14 protein-coding genes are annotated in these 15,238 nt (G+C 59.2%); 13 read left to right on the top strand and 1 reads right to left on the bottom strand.

What is annotated here, in order from left to right; translation table 11 throughout:
* Positions 1-39 precede the first annotated feature (39 nt).
* The 3 genes from ileS to QZ869_RS00060 all read left to right on the top strand — a co-directional run bounded on the left by ileS (position 40) and on the right by QZ869_RS00060 (position 4,374).
* The gene (gene ileS, locus QZ869_RS00070) at positions 40-2,943 is read left to right on the top strand and encodes an isoleucine--tRNA ligase (RefSeq protein WP_296101925.1); all 2,904 of its coding nucleotides are present in this window, start codon (positions 40-42) and stop codon (positions 2,941-2,943) included.
* A 234-nt stretch (positions 2,944-3,177) separates the two neighbouring features.
* Positions 3,178-3,810 carry a hypothetical protein gene (locus QZ869_RS00065; RefSeq protein ID WP_296016870.1) on the top strand — a complete coding sequence of 211 codons (633 nt, stop codon included), beginning with the start codon at positions 3,178-3,180 and terminating at the stop codon, positions 3,808-3,810.
* Positions 3,811-3,891: 81 nt separating this feature from the next.
* Complete coding sequence (locus QZ869_RS00060; RefSeq protein ID WP_296101923.1) at positions 3,892-4,374, top strand: GNAT family N-acetyltransferase; 483 nt, start codon at positions 3,892-3,894, stop codon at positions 4,372-4,374.
* Positions 4,375-4,391: 17 nt separating this feature from the next.
* Here the strand turns inward: QZ869_RS00060 and QZ869_RS00055 are convergent, their stop codons facing one another.
* A complete protein-coding gene (locus tag QZ869_RS00055) occupies positions 4,392-4,844 on the bottom strand; it encodes a nucleoside deaminase (RefSeq protein WP_296016867.1) in 453 nt (150 codons plus the stop codon).
* Between the two features lie 72 nt (positions 4,845-4,916).
* On the opposite strand from QZ869_RS00055, the gene QZ869_RS00050 reads away from it, so the two are divergent.
* The 10 genes from QZ869_RS00050 to QZ869_RS00005 all read left to right on the top strand — a co-directional run bounded on the left by QZ869_RS00050 (position 4,917) and on the right by QZ869_RS00005 (position 15,037).
* Positions 4,917-6,902 (top strand): pseudouridine synthase, encoded by a 1,986-nt coding sequence (locus QZ869_RS00050; RefSeq protein ID WP_296101921.1) that lies wholly within the window; start codon positions 4,917-4,919, stop codon positions 6,900-6,902.
* Positions 6,902-7,459 (top strand): 16S rRNA (guanine(966)-N(2))-methyltransferase RsmD, encoded by a 558-nt coding sequence (gene rsmD / locus QZ869_RS00045; protein WP_296041489.1) that lies wholly within the window; start codon positions 6,902-6,904, stop codon positions 7,457-7,459. The genes QZ869_RS00050 and rsmD overlap by 1 nt, the downstream gene beginning before the upstream one ends.
* Positions 7,460-7,568: 109 nt before the next feature.
* Positions 7,569-8,507, top strand: a complete 939-nt coding sequence (locus QZ869_RS00040) for a patatin-like phospholipase family protein (protein ID WP_296101920.1) — start codon at positions 7,569-7,571, stop codon at positions 8,505-8,507.
* 91 nt (positions 8,508-8,598) lie between these two features.
* A complete protein-coding gene (locus QZ869_RS00035; protein ID WP_296101166.1) occupies positions 8,599-9,945 on the top strand; it encodes a TldD/PmbA family protein in 1,347 nt (448 codons plus the stop codon).
* Positions 9,946-10,031: 86 nt separating this feature from the next.
* Positions 10,032-10,841, top strand: a complete 810-nt coding sequence (locus QZ869_RS00030; RefSeq protein WP_296101919.1) for a 3'(2'),5'-bisphosphate nucleotidase CysQ — start codon at positions 10,032-10,034, stop codon at positions 10,839-10,841.
* A 71-nt stretch (positions 10,842-10,912) separates the two neighbouring features.
* A complete protein-coding gene (locus QZ869_RS00025; protein WP_296016853.1) occupies positions 10,913-11,149 on the top strand; it encodes a DUF4170 domain-containing protein in 237 nt (78 codons plus the stop codon).
* A gap of 206 nt (positions 11,150-11,355) precedes the next feature.
* A complete protein-coding gene (gene waaA / locus QZ869_RS00020) occupies positions 11,356-12,672 on the top strand; it encodes a lipid IV(A) 3-deoxy-D-manno-octulosonic acid transferase (protein WP_296016851.1) in 1,317 nt (438 codons plus the stop codon).
* A 3-nt stretch (positions 12,673-12,675) separates the two neighbouring features.
* Positions 12,676-13,416, top strand: coding sequence for an HAD family hydrolase (locus QZ869_RS00015; RefSeq protein WP_296101917.1), 741 nt, complete (start codon positions 12,676-12,678; stop codon positions 13,414-13,416).
* Positions 13,417-13,582: 166 nt separating this feature from the next.
* The gene (gene lpxK, locus QZ869_RS00010; protein WP_296101916.1) at positions 13,583-14,614 is read left to right on the top strand and encodes a tetraacyldisaccharide 4'-kinase; all 1,032 of its coding nucleotides are present in this window, start codon (positions 13,583-13,585) and stop codon (positions 14,612-14,614) included.
* A 108-nt stretch (positions 14,615-14,722) separates the two neighbouring features.
* Positions 14,723-15,037 (top strand): hypothetical protein, encoded by a 315-nt coding sequence (locus QZ869_RS00005; RefSeq protein ID WP_296016842.1) that lies wholly within the window; start codon positions 14,723-14,725, stop codon positions 15,035-15,037.
* Positions 15,038-15,238 lie beyond the last annotated feature (201 nt).

Raw genomic sequence — 15,238 nt, 5'->3', positions numbered from 1 at the left:
GGCGCGAGCCTTATTCGGCGCCGCGATAATGGTACGATCATGAACGACACCGCAGAAAAAATCGATTACTCCGCAACGCTTTACTTGCCGCAGACGGATTTCCCGATGCGCGCCGGCCTGCCGCAGAAAGAGCCGGAGCTGGTCAAGCGCTGGCAGCAAATGGACCTCTACAAGAAGCTGCGTGCGTCTGCCGCCGGCCGCGAAAAATTCGTGCTGCATGATGGCCCTCCCTATGCGAACGGCAACATCCACATCGGCCATGCGCTCAACAAGATCCTGAAGGACGTCATCACCCGTTCCTTCCAGATGCGCGGTTACGACTCCAACTATGTTCCAGGTTGGGATTGCCACGGCCTGCCGATCGAATGGAAGATCGAGGAAGCCTATCGCGCCAAGGGCAAGAACAAGGACGAGGTTCCGATCAACGAATTCCGCAAGGAATGCCGTGACTTTGCCGCGGGCTGGATCAAGGTTCAGTCGGAAGAGTTCAAGCGCCTCGGCATCGAGGGCGATTTCGACAACCCCTACACCACGATGAACTTTCACGCCGAAGCGCGCATCGCTGGCGAACTCTTGAAGATCGCCAAGAGCGGCCAGCTCTATCGTGGCTCCAAGCCGGTCATGTGGTCGGTTGTCGAGCGCACCGCACTGGCGGAAGCCGAAGTCGAGTATCACGATGTCGAAAGCGACACGATCTGGGTGAAATTCCCGGTCGTCGAAGGCTCGGACGAACTGGCAGGCGCGTCCGTCGTCATCTGGACCACGACGCCATGGACGATCCCGGGCAACCGCGCGATCTCCTTCTCGTCACGCATCCAATATGGCCTCTATGAAGTCACCGCTGCTGCCAATGATTTCGGTCCGCAGCCGGGCGAAAAGCTCGTCTTTGCCGATAAGCTCGCAGCCGAATGCTTTGCCAAGGCAAAGCTCGAGTTTGCTCGCCTGCGTGATGTGAAGGCCGATGAGCTTGGAAAGCTTGTCACGGCCCATCCGCTTGTCGCTCTCGGTTACGATTTCAAAGTGCCGCTGCTCGATGGCGATCACGTCACCGACGATGCCGGTACAGGCTTCGTGCATACCGCTCCCGGTCACGGTCGCGAAGACTTCGACGCCTGGATGGCGCAGGCACGCGAGCTGGAAGCGCGTGGTATCTCGGCAAAAATCCCCTTCACTGTCGGTGATGATGGCTTCTACACGGAAGATGCTCCCGGCTTCGGCCCCTCGGCAGAGGGCGGCGCTGCCCGCGTGATGGACGATAACGGCAAGAAGGGTGATGCCAATGAGCGCGTCATCAAGGCGCTGATTGGTGCAAACAACCTGTTTGCCCGTGGCCGCCTCAAGCACAGCTATCCGCATAGCTGGCGCTCGAAGAAGCCTGTGATCTTCCGCAACACGCCGCAATGGTTCGTCTATATGGACAAGGAACTCAGCGACGGCACCACGCTGCGCTCGCGAGCCCTGTCTGCCATCGACGACACCCGCTTCGTTCCTGCCGGCGGCCAGAACCGCCTGCGCGCCATGATCGAAAACCGCCCGGATTGGGTCCTGTCGCGCCAGCGTGCCTGGGGCGTTCCGATCGCCGTCTTCGCCGACGACAAGGGCGAGGTTCTGGTGGACGAAGCGGTCAACGCCCGTATCCTCGAAGCGTTCGAAGCCGAAGGTGCGGATGCGTGGTTCGCTGAAGGTGCAAAGGAGCGGTTCCTGGGCAACGACCACGACCACGCCAAGTGGCATCAGGTCAGGGACATTCTCGATGTCTGGTTCGATTCTGGCTCCACCCACACCTTCACGCTGGAAGACCGCCCGGACCTCAAGTGGCCGGCTGACGTCTATCTCGAAGGCTCGGACCAGCATCGTGGCTGGTTCCACTCGTCGCTCCTGGAAAGCTGCGCGACGCGCGGCCGCGCGCCTTACAACGCCGTCGTCACCCATGGCTTCACCATGGATGAGAAGGGCGAGAAGATGTCGAAGTCCAAGGGCAACGTCGTTGCGCCACAGGATGTGATGAAGGATGCGGGCGCCGATATCTTGCGCCTGTGGGTCATGACCACCGATTACTGGGACGATCAGCGTCTCGGCAAGGCCATCATCCAGACCAATGTCGATGCCTATCGCAAACTGCGCAACACCATCCGCTGGATGCTCGGCACGCTTGCTCACGACAAGGGCGAGGAGATCGCCTACGCCGATCTGCCGGAGCTGGAAAAGCTCGTCCTGCATCGCTTGAGCGAACTCGATAAGGTCGTGCGTGAGGGCTATGACAGCTTCGAGTTCAAGAAGATCGCCCGCGCGCTGGTGGATTTCTCCAACGTCGAGCTCTCGGCCTTCTACTTCGATATCCGCAAGGATGCGCTCTACTGCGATGCGCCGTCGTCATTGAAGCGTCGCTCGGCTCTTTACGTAATCGCCAAGCTCTTCGATTGCCTCGTAACGTGGCTGGCACCGATGCTGCCTTTCACCACGGAGGAAGCATGGCTGTCGCGATACTCGGATGCGCAATCCGTTCATCTGGAACAGTTCCCGACGATACCGGCGGAATGGAATAGCCCTGCGGTCGATGCCAAGTGGGAGAAGATCCGCAAGGTCCGCACGGTCGTGACAGGCGCGCTGGAAGTGGAGCGTCGTGAAAAGCGCATCGGCTCCTCGCTGGAAGCGGCGCCCGTGGTTCACGTTGCCGATCCGGATCTGATGGCGGCACTTGAAGGCCAGGATTTTGCCGAAATCTGCATCACCTCGGCAATCTCCGTTGTCGCTGGCGAAGGCCCGGCCGATGCATTCCGCCTTGGCGAGGTGCAGAAGGTGGCGGTCGAGCAAAAGCTGGCGGAAGGGCTGAAATGTGCCCGCTCCTGGCGGATCACCACTGATGTCGGCTCCGATCCGCAATATCCGGAGGTTTCGGCCCGCGATGCCGCGGCGCTGCGTGAGCTCGGTATCGGCGTCTGACACCTCCTCCGCTCAAGAAAATGGCCGGATGAATTGCGCTTTCGCCGTTCATCCGGTAAACCTGCCTGAAAATGGTCGGAATTACGCATCAAGGGGTGCATCCGGTCGTCGGGACATCTGCGCGTACATAGGAAGATCAGGGTGATTTTCTGGAAGCGTATCGCGTAGTTTTAATATGGAGAACGTCTGTTTTGCGTCATTCGTGCCGCGCGGCGTTCTGGGCGGAAGGGTTTCATGAGCATGACGCAGAGTTTTCGCATGTATCGCACCTTGGCAGGCATCTCTTTCGCTTGCTTGGCGCTGAGCGCATGCACCAGCCCGACTTACGGCACGGGTAAGTCTGCAAGCGAACAACTCCTTGACGACCTTGGCAATGCCACCTCTTTGACTGGCGACCAAAGCAAGCGCAACGTAAAGTACAGTCCGCGCCCCGGTCTGGTTGTTCCAGCAAAGGCTCGCGCCGATCAACTGGCACAGCCGCAGCAAAGCCTCGCCAATCGCGAAAACAACCCGCAGTGGCCGGAAACACCGGAGGAAGCTCGCGAGCGCCTTCGCCAGGAAGCCGAGGCGAACAAGGATAATCCCAATTATCGTTCGCCGCTCCTGGCCGGTAACGGCACGAACGGCCAGATGACCGAAAGCCAGAAGTGGGAAGCGTTCCGCAAGGCCAAGGCCGATGCGCAAGGCGGCACGGTCGTCAACACCAATACGCGCAAATATCTGACCGATCCTCCGGTAGAATATCGCAACGTGTCTCAGGACCAGTTGACCGATCTTGGGGAGCCGGAATTGAAGAAGGAAAAGGAGCGCAAAAAGAACGCCGCTCTGGCCGGAACCGGCAAAAGCTGGTGGAACCCCTTCCAGTAAGGGCTTCCATGGCCTTCCTTCCGAACGCGGCGCAATAGCGTCGCGTTTTCTGTTTCAGCATCTCTGTGAAAGGAATTTGTCATGACGTTGCTGATCCGGGACGCGGTTGCCGCCGATGCGCCCACCATCTTGCGCTTCATTCGTGAATTGGCCATCTACGAAAACGCCGAGCACGAGGTGAAGGCCACTGTCGAAAGCATTACGGCCTCCATTTTCGGAGAGGGATCCGTGACTTCCGCGCTGATCTGCGAGCGTGACGGTCAGCCGATCGGCTTTGCCGTATGGTTCCTCACCTATTCCACGTGGCTTTCCAGAAATGGTCTCTACTTGGAAGATCTCTATGTGACGCCGGATGCACGCGGCTCTGGAGCAGGAAAAGCACTGTTGAAGCGTCTGGCAGCAATTGCAGTGGAGAAAGGCTGTGGGCGCTTCGAGTGGAGCGTTCTGGACTGGAATGAACCGGCCATCCGCGTCTATCGATCCATCGGTGCCGAGGCGCAGGACGAATGGGTGCGATACCGTCTTTCAGGCGCAGCCCTCACGGCTTTTGCTTCAGCCGACTGATTTTTTTTGGGGCGCCTTCAGTCTCGCTTGGTCTGGAAGAACGCTCGCAGGATTTCGGCGCTCTCCACTTCTGCGAAGCCGGAATAGACATCGGGTGCATGATGGCATGTCGGCTGGCTGTAGAAGCGAACGCCACTCTCTACGCCGCCGCCCTTCGGATCGTTCGCGCCGTAATAGAGCCTACGGATACGGGCAAAAGAAATAGCCGCCGCGCACATGGTGCAGGGCTCGAGCGTGACGTAAAGATCGGCGCCTGGAAGCCTCTCCTGGCCAAGTTCTTCGCAGGCCATGCGCATTACGGCAATTTCGGCATGGGCGGTAACGTCGTTCAATTCACGTGTGCGATTGCCGGAACGGGCAAGGACGCGGCCTTCATAAACGAGCACGGCGCCGATCGGCACTTCGCCACGCGCACCCGCTGCCTGCGCTTCTTCGAGCGCCATGTCCATGAAATGCGTCGTTTCCGCCATGCTTGGTGCAATTTCCTCTTAACCGCCGCCGCGTGACCTGATAGGACACGGCAAACAACAGGCAAACAACAAATGACATTCAAAGACAAGCCGAAGCGCGCTGGTGGCAAGACATTCGACCGCGACAGGAAGCCGAAATCATCGGCTAAGCCGTCAGAAGCGCGTGAGAAAAAGCCTTTCAAGGAAAAGCCGGAAGTCGCAGCCGTCGAAACGACGGCCGGAAAGCCGGAGCGCATCTCCAAGATCATGGCGCGCGCAGGCGTGGCCTCGCGCCGCGATGTCGAGCGCATGATCATGGAAGGACGCGTGTCCTTGAATGGCGTGAAGCTGGATACGCCAGTCGTCAACGCGACGCTCGACGACAAGATCGAAGTCGACGGCGTGCCGATCCGTGGCGCGGAGCGCACGCGTCTATGGCTCTATCACAAGCCTGCGGGCCTCGTGACCACCAATTCCGATCCGGAAGGCCGTCCGACGGTTTTCGACAACCTGCCTAAAGAACTGCCGCGCGTTCTTTCGATCGGTCGTCTTGATATCAATACCGAAGGCCTGCTGCTGCTGACCAATGATGGCGGCCTGTCGCGCGTGCTTGAACTGCCGACCACCGGCTGGCTGCGCCGCTACCGTGTGCGCGCCCATGGCGAGGTTGATCAGGCAGCGCTCGACAAGCTGAAGGACGGCATTGCCGTGGACGGCGTGCTCTATGGCGCGATCGACGCGACGCTAGACCGTACGCAGGGCCACAATGTGTGGATCAGCATGGGCCTTCGCGAAGGCAAGAACCGCGAAATCAAGAACGTGCTTGGCGCGCTTGGTCTTGAGGTCAACCGCCTGATCCGCGTTTCCTATGGCCCGTTCCAGCTGGGCGATCTGCCGGAAGGCCAGGTCATCGAGGTCCGCGGTCGTATGCTGCGCGACCAGCTTGGACCGCGCCTGATCGAGGCCGCAGGCGCCAATTTCGATGCGCCGATCTATGACCACAAGTCCGAAGAAGATGAGGACGAAGCACCTGCCAAGCCGGCCAAGGCCGAGTGGGGCAAGCAGGACCAGGCCGAGCGCCGGTCGCGCGATGGTGACGAGCGTTCCACTGGCCGCTTTGAAGGCAAGCGCTCCGACAAGCCTGCCGGCAAGTTCGGAGCGAAGCCAGCCGGCAAGTTCGCCGGTAAGGGCAGGGACGAAACCGAAGCCGATGATCGCGGGCCGAAGCGTCCGCCTCTTGGCAGCAACCGTACAGCCAATGTCTGGATGGCGCCTGGCGCCAAGCCGACACGCGACGGTAAGGCGCGTAAGCTCTCTGCGCGCGCTGAAGCCGAGAGCGTCTTTAAGCAGCCATCGGCACAGGCTGAGGCCCGCCGCGCTGTCGTGCGCCATGCCGATGATGAGGGCGAATGGATCCGCTCGGATTCGAGCAATGAGGCCGGACGCGATGAAGGTCGCGGCCGAGGCCGTGGCGAGCGCTCTTTCGGCGACCGAAAGCCCCGTGAAGCTGGCGATCGTCCTGCACGCGGTTCGTTTGCGGACAAGCCTCGTGGTGACCGCAAGTTCGGTGATCGCCCCTTCGGCGATCGCAAGCCGCGCGAAGATGGCGAGCGCAGCGAACGGCCTCGCAACGACCGCCCCCGTGGCGAACGATCCTTCGGCGAAAAGTCCTTTGGCGATAGATCGGCCCGTTCGGATCGTCCGGCCCGTTCGTTCGATGATCGTCCTGCCCGCAGTGAGCGCTCATTCGGTGATCGCAAGCCACGCGATGACGGCGATCGCCCGGCGCGTAGCGAACGTCCCTTTGGCGACAAGCCCGCTGGTGCAAAACCTTTTGGTGCAAAGCCTTTTGGTGGCAAGCCCTCTGGTGGAAGACCATCTGGCGGCAAGCCTGGCTTCGGCAAATCCCGAGGTGAACGCTCCGAAGGCGGCAACGGCCCAAAGGGCTTCGGCGGCAAGGGCGGCAATAGAGGTTCCGGTGGTAAGCCATCGGGCGGCGGTGGTCGCGGCCCCGGTGGTAAACCATCCGGCGGTAGGCCGTCCGGTCCGAGAGGCGGCTCGCGAGGGAACGGCGGCTGATGCGGATCGTCGGCGGTGAGTTTCGCGGTCGCAGCCTGGCTGCGCCCAAGTCCAATGCCATCAGACCCACGATCGACCGGACGCGGGAAAGCCTGTTCAATATTCTGAGCCATGCTTATCCGGAAAGCCTGGACGGCACCCGTATTCTCGATGTCTTCGCGGGCACAGGTGCAGTTGGTCTGGAAGCGCTGTCGCGCGGCTGTCGGGTCGCCCTGTTCGTCGAAAACGGCGTCGAGGGCAGGGGGCTGTTGTGGGAGAATATCGATGCGCTTGGTCTGCATGGCCGAGCCCGCATCCTGCGCCGCGATGCGACCAAGCTTGGCGGGGTCAACAATATCGAACCCTTCGATCTTCTATTTGCTGACCCGCCCTATGGGCAGGCTCTCGGAGAAAAAGCCTTTCAGGCCGCCCATCTCGGCGGTTGGCTCGTGCCTGGCGCCCTGGCAATTCTGGAAGAGCAAGGCGATGTGGCCGTGATGGTCGATCCGGCATTCAAGCCTTTGGAAAGCCGCACCTTCGGCGACACCAGAATGCATTTCTACCGTTACGAGCCTTGAAGCCCCTCGGTTGACGCGAGAGGAGACCTCCCGCGTCACTGTCCTGTCGTCTTTATGTCATAGAGCCAGTGCCACGGTGACCGTCGCCACGCTTTGGCCAGGCGACCGCATGACAGGAAATGAGGCTGTTCTCGTGGCTGCGAAGAAAAAGAAACTCTCCGAAAAAAAGCGTAAGCGCAAAGAGTTGCCACCGGAAAGAAGCGATCCCACCTTTGCCGTCGCATTCGGCGGTGGCGGAGCGCGCGGCATCTGCCATATCAACGTTATAGAAGCGATGGACGAACTTGGTATTCGTCCAAGCGCGATTGCTGGCGCCTCGATCGGCGGCATCATGGGGGCTGGCATGGCCGCGGGTATGAGCGGCAAGGAAATCCGCGATTACACGCTGGCGCTCATGGGCAAGAAGGGCAGCGTTGCCAACAAGCTCTGGAGCCTTGGTCCAGCCTCTATGCGCCACGCCGCCTTCGGTTTTCGCTTTGGTCAGTTTAATCTCGAACTTATTCTTGATGCGCTTTTGCCTTCCGCGCTGCCGCGCGATTTCGCCGAACTCGGTGTCCCGCTCAAGGTGATCGCGACCGACTACTACGCCCAGATGGAAGTCATCTGCCAGGAGGGCGATCTGCGCCAGGCGCTTGCTGCATCCGCCGCCATTCCTGCGCTCTTTATGCCGATCCGCATGAATGATCGCATCATGATCGATGGTGGCATTTTCAATCCTGTTCCGTACGAGCATCTCCTCGATGAAGCCGATATCGTCATCGCAGTCGATGTCGTGGGTGGGCCGGAAGGTGATGGCACCACCATGCCGAGCCGCATAGAGAGCCTATTCGGGGCGAGCCAGTTAATGATGCAGTCAGCCATCGGTCTGAAGCTGCGAATGCGCCCCCCGCATATTTTTCTGCGCCCGCCAGTCAACCGCTTCCGCGTATTGGATTTCCTCAAAGCCCATGAGGTGCTGGCCGAATCTGATGTCATCAAGGATGATCTAAAGCGGCAGATCGACATGCAAATCGAGCTGTTTCATCGCGGGCGTGGCCTCGATATTTAAGCGCTTCTGCTCAAATGCAGGTGAAATGGCGCTTTGACCTTGATGCGGCAAAAGCGCGGCCATAAATGAAGGTCAACGAAAGGCCCGCCTCATGTCCTCAGAAATCGATTCGTCCAAGCTTCTCGACCGTGCAAGCGAACTCGTCGCTCTCGCCAAGCGTGCCGGTGCCGATGAGGCCGATGCGGTGATCGTCCGCTCCCGCTCGCAGTCGGTCGGCGTCAGGCTTGGGAAGGTTGAAAGCACCGAATCGTCGGAGAGCGACGATTTCTCGTTGCGTGTCTTCGTCGGCAAGCGGGTTGCGAGCGTGTCGGCCAACCCAGGCTTCGACCTGAAGACACTTGCCGAGCGCGCCGTTGCCATGGCTAAAGTTTCGCCCGAAGATCCTTTTGCCTGCCTTGCCGAGAAGGAGCGTCTTGCGACGTCTTACGATGACCTGCAGCTTTTCGATCCGACGGAGGTCTCCACAGATCAGCTTCGGGATGCGGCGCTGGCTGCGGAAGAGGCAGCACTTGCGGTAAAGGGCGTGTCGAACTCCTCTGGCGCTGGAGCATCCAGCGGCATGGGCGGGCTCGTGCTTGTGACTTCCCACGGCTTTGCTGGCAGCTATATGGGAAGCCGTTTCGGCCGTTCCGTAAGTGTCATTGCTGGCGAAGGCACGAAGATGGAGCGCGACTATGACTACGACAGCCGCCTCTATTTCGCTGATCTAGACGCACCGGAAGAGATTGGTCGCCGTGCGGGCGAGCGGGCGGTTCGGCGCGTCAACCCAAGGCAGATCGATACCGGCAGCAATATCACCGTTGTTTTCGATCCCCGTATCGCGCGCGGCTTTGTCGGCTCCATTGCAGGCGCTATCAACGGCGCTTCGGTGGCGCGCAAGACCAGCTTCCTGCGTGACAAGATGGGTCAGCAGGTCCTGAAGAAGGGTCTCTCCATCACCGACGATCCGCAGATCGTGCGTGGTCCATCCTCGCGTCCGTTCGATGGGGAGGGCGTGCGTGGTGAAAAGCTGGTGATGATCGAGGACGGTGTCTTGAGCCACTGGTTCCTCTCGACCTCAACGGCGCGTGAAATCGGCCTCGAGACCAATGGTCGCGGCGTGCGCGGTGGGACATCCGTCTCGCCCGCATCCACCAACCTTGCCTTGGAGCCGGGCGATATCTCGCCGGAAGATCTGATCCGCCAGGTCGGCACGGGCTTCTACGTCACGGAGTTGATTGGCCACGGCGCCAACATGATCACTGGGGAATATAGCTGTGGCGCGAGCGGTTTCTGGATCGAGAACGGCGAAACCTCCTTCGCGGTCTCAGAGGTGACGATTGCGTCGAACCTCAAAGACATGTTCATGCGTGTCACGCCCGCAAATGACGTCGACCGGAAATATGGTGTTGCAGCACCCACGCTTGCCATCGAAGGCATGACGATTGCGGGACGCTGACATGCTGATGTGCGGTTGCTTTCCAGCAACCGTCATGCGCATGTGAGAGCATGATTGAACATGTGCGATACGCGCAGAACGATGATATGACACCGAATGTTTTGGGATATGAGTGGCAGGCTGACCTTGACCTTGTATTGAGGGCTTCCCGCGAGGCGGGACAGGCGGCACTCCAGTATTTTCGCAAAGACCCGCAGGTCTGGTGGAAAGACGGCGGACATTCGCCGGTCAGTGCCGCCGATTATGCCGCCAATGAAATTCTCGAAGGTCTTTTGCGTTCTGCCCGGCCGGATTATGGCTGGCTCTCCGAAGAGACCACCGATAACGAAAAACGTCTTTCGCATGAGACGCTCTTCATCGTTGATCCGATCGACGGAACGAGAGCTTTTATTGGGGGCAAGGATACCTGGTGCGTCAGCGTTGCTGTTGTCCACAAGGGCCGACCGGTCGTTGCGGCCTTGGTGGCGCCTGCTCTGGCGGAGGAGTTCACTGCTGTTCAGGATGCGCAGGCCACTAAAAACGGCGCCGTCTTGCAGATTGCCGGCAACCGGGAAGGCCCAATTCAGCTCGCCGCTCCCGAGGATGTAATCGGACGTCTGCCGGCAGACTTCAGACCGTCTGTTCGGCGCATTCCGCATGTTCCTTCACTGGCTTACCGACTGGCGATGGTGTCGGACGGGCGGATCGATGGCACGCTTGTATTGCCGAATTCGCATGACTGGGATCTTGCCGCAGCCGATTTGATTTTGCAGCAGGCTGGAGGACAACTCGTCGATATGGACGGCAAGCCGTTGATTTATAACCGCGCACGCGTCAAGCAAGGCGCTCTTTGCGCGGCTGCCAACCACGTGTTGCCAACCTTGCTCATGCAGCTTGGGAGATCGAGGAGAGGTTGATTTTTGCGGCGAAATCCAGCAGATGGAAACTTCGTTGAACGCCTTTAAGAAGAAAGAAGAGACGACAGGACATGACGCAAGCGGATAACAAGAAACAGCTCCTTCACCTCGTATTTGGCGGCGAACTCGACAATCTTCAGGACGTGCAGTTTCGCGATCTGAACGCACTTGACATCGTAGGCATCTTTCCAGACTACGCGACCGCGCTCAGCGCCTGGAAATCCAAGGCGCAACAGACGGTAGACAACGCCCATATGCGCTATTTTATAGTGCATATGCACCGTCTTCTCGACCCTGAGAACAAATAACGTCTTTTCAGCCGTTTTTTTACTACTATAGTTCGTCATGTATACGGGTAGTGCGTCTCCATGGGAGAGACGCACAATATCTGGCGGTGAGCTATATTGTTTGTGCCGACGCCTGATCACAACAAAAAAGACGCATTTTCGTCAGAAGTAGCCGGGCATGAGAACGGGGAAAAAGCATTGCGGAAAGTGATCGAGGGCAGCATCGTATGAACAGCCGGATCGCACGTTTTGCCCTCTCGGGTTATAGAATAGCGGGCATGGCGGCTTATCCATTCGCTCGGCCCTACCTGTCTTACCGGGCGGCCAAGGGCAAAGAAGATAAACAGCGTCGGCTTGAACGTTTTGGCTATTCGAGTGCAGATCGCCCGCGCGGTCCGCTCGTCTGGTTCCATGCCGCAAGTGTCGGCGAAACGCTGGCTCTGGTTCCGCTCATTCGCGAAATCCGCAAGCGCGACATTCACGTGCTTCTCACCACCGGCACCGTAACGTCGGCCGATATCAGCCGCACCCGCCTCGGCGACGATGTGATCCATCAATATGTGCCGCTCGATATCAAGATCTGCATCAACCGTTTCCTCAATTACTGGGCGCCGGATGCGGCCATCACCGCTGAATCGGAAATATGGCCGGTCACGATGATGGAACTGGAGCGTCGGCATATTCCGCAAATCCGCGTGAATGCCCGTATTTCTGACCGCTCCTTCGACAGATGGCGGAGCCATTCCGACTTCGCCGAAGCTCTTTTCAGCAAGCTCGCTCTGGTGGTCGTCCAGTCGGATCTGGACGCTGAACGGTTTCGCGACCTCGGCTCCTGGCCTGTCGTAACGTCTGGCAATCTCAAGGGTGACACCGATCCACCGCCCTGTGATCAGGCGGTCTTGGACATTTATCGCCGACAGATCGGCAACCGGAAGACATGGGCAGCGATTTCCACCTTCGATGGTGAGGAAAAGGCAGCCGCCACCGTCCATGCGGCGATCAAATCCCGCAATGGCCAGTTGACCATTATCGTTCCACGTCATCCTGAACGTGGCGATGAGGTCGAAGCTATGCTGAAGAGTATGAACCTTAACGTCGCGCGCAGAAGCCGCAACGATGTGATCGGTCCCGACACGGACATTTTTCTCGGCGACAGCATTGGCGAGATGGGGCTTTATCTGCGGCTGACGGAGCTTGCCTTTGTTGGAAGATCGCTCACGGCTGAAGGCGGGCAGAACCCTCTGGAGCCGGCCATGCTTGGATGCGCGGTTCTTTCGGGCGCGCACGTGCAGAATTTCCGCGAGGCGTATCAGAAGCTTCTGCGCTCCGGCGGTGGCCGTATCATTCGCGATGTCGAGATGCTGGCGAAGGCCGTCCATTATCTGCTTGCCAACGACAATGAGCGCTACAAGATGATCGATGCTGGTGGAAAGGTCATCCAGGATCTGCGCGGCGCCTTGTCGCTGACGCTCAAGGCGCTTGAGCCCTATATCAACCCGCTGACGGTATCGGCGAAACTTCAGCCACGCAGCGCGGTGGGTTGAAAGTTGGCCGAACAGGTTTCACAGAAATCCACTGCCGCCATCGCCGCAGTCCTTTTCGATAAGGACGGTACGCTGATCGGTTACGACGCCAGTTGGGGGCCAGTTAATCGTGAACTCGCATCCATTGCAGCCAAGGGCGATGGGGAGCTTGCCGATCGGCTTCTGCTCGCATGCGGCATGGACCCCGTCACAGGACATGTTAAGCCCGACAGCCTGCTCGCGGCTGGCAATACGGCACAAATTGCCGCAGGATTGATTGCTGCGGGGTCGCCTTGTGATCTAAAGCCTTTGACCGAACGCCTCGATCGCCTTTTCACTGCGGCAGCAAGCCAGTCTGTGGCCGTCACAGATCTCAAGTCCTTCTTCGCGCGACTTAAGGACAGGGGCTATAAGCTTGGCGTTGCTTCGAGCGATAACGAAGCCTCCATTCGCGAGACGGCCAAACGTTTCGGCTTCGATGTCCATCTCGATTTCGTCGCAGGCTATGACAGTGGTCACGGCGTCAAGCCGCAGCCAGGCATGGTCCTCGGCTTCTGCGAGGCGATCGGCCTGACGCCAGAGCGCGTCGCAATGGTCGGCGATAACAATCACGATCTGCATATGGCTCGCAATGCCGGTGCAGGCTTGCGTGTCGGTGTGCTAACGGGCACTGGCTCGCGCGAAAGCCTGTCCGCCGATTGCGATTACTGCTTCGACGATATTACCGGAATAGAGGCATTGCTGCCGGAACGCGCCTCTGTCTGATTTCGGACAGGCTTTGCAATGTCGTTTCTTTTCTGGGATTTATAGGCGTCTGGCGATCTTTCCCCTTGATGTGTAGCGCACCTTATCGTCGCAAAACGCTGGACACTTTTGCGCGACATGTTGTAGCTCTTGCTACCATAAATGTGCCCATGGAGTTGATACGCCAATGGTGTCTGAAGCGCCGCCTTTCTGGTGGAGAAAAGCTGGCTGGGAAGCATGGGCACTAAGTCCCTTTTCATATCTCTACGGCCGTGTGGCGGGTCGACGGATGAAAACGGCCAGGCGCGCCTCGGTTCCCGTTCCAGTGATCTGCATTGGCAATTTCACCGTCGGCGGGGCAGGAAAGACACCCACGGCAATCGCTATTGCCCGCGCGGCACTCGACAGGGGTTTGAAGCCCGGCTTCCTCAGCCGCGGCTATGGCGGCACGCTTGACGTGACGACGCTGGTCGATCCGGATCACCATCGCTCCGCTGCTGTCGGCGACGAGCCGCTTCTACTGGCACGCGAAGCAACGACGGTCATTTCACGCAGACGCATCGAGGGTGCAGAGCGGCTGGTCAGAGAGGGTGTCGATCTGATCGTGATGGATGACGGTTTTCAGAGCGCCCGGCTGACATTGGATTACGCCCTCCTCGTTATCGATACGCGGCGCGGGATAGGGAACGGACATCTCGTGCCGAGTGGCCCGGTGCGTGCGCCGCTGGGCGAACAGATCCGGCAGGCGTCGGCTCTCCTGAAAGTGGGGGACGGGCAGGAGGCAGATGCGATCATTCGTACCGCAGCCCGTGCGGCAAAGCCCGTCTTTGTGTCCTACACGCAGCCGCGCCCCCTGCCAGGCATTGCCGGAAAACGTGTTCTGGCCTTTGCCGGTATTGCCGATCCCACCAAGTTTTACCGCACGGCCGAAGCTCTCAATGCGGAAATCGTCCTTCGACGATCGTTTCCCGATCATCATCAGTTCAGCGACGATGAACTAGCCGATCTGATGGAAGAAGCGAAGAAACAGGATCTCATGCCGCTGACGACAGCCAAGGATGCCGTGCGGCTTTCGGGCAAAACCGGGCCGGCGGCTGAGCTTCTCTGGATGAGCCAGGTTGTTGAGATCGACATGGTCTTCGACGATCCTCAAGCGGCCTCAACGATGATCGATACGGCCTTTGAAAACTGCCGTGCGCGCCGACTGCGTCAGAAATAGATAGAGAGCCTTCTTCCGCATATCGGCAAGGGCAAGGAACAATCGGCCGTTGCAGCCCTTTTACTCCCCAGTAGGCCCCATCCGGGCTCTGATCCGAGGAGGAGAGATATGCAGCAACCGAACGTGGAGAAGAAGACATTCACGCCGCGAGAAACCCGTCAGGGCTTCAAGGGTAAGCCAGTCCTGGCCATTCTCGTCATCAGCCTGTTTCTGGCACTCGCCGTTTGGCTGGTCGCAGAAATATGGGGTGAGAGTACCGCCCCTGCGACGACGGAAACGCCGCCGCCACCAGGTCCCGCCACATCCAGTCAGACGCTCAACCCCGGTGCGCAGGGCGGACAGAGTTTCGATAACAACCCGCCATCCGGCGCAACGCCACCGACCGAAGGCGTCGATAAAAATCCATCGACCCAGGCGCCATAAAGCGCCTGAACATTCTTGACATTGAGCAGACTGGCTGAGCTGGTCGCACGAAAAAGCCGGAGCGAGTGCTCCGGCTCAGACCGCTGACAAACCCGTCGATTTTTCGGCGGGTTTTTCTGTTTTAGGATGATGCTGTTTGTTGATCTGCGTGTGCGACGGTGAATGGGAGACAAGTTGAGGCTGATCGCCTCATCCCCACGC

This window comes from uncultured Agrobacterium sp. (genome assembly GCF_913777885.1).
GTDB lineage: Bacteria > Pseudomonadota > Alphaproteobacteria > Rhizobiales > Rhizobiaceae > Agrobacterium.
Note: the sequence above shows the minus strand (reverse complement) of the source record. Positions and strands in the feature narration are given on the sequence as shown.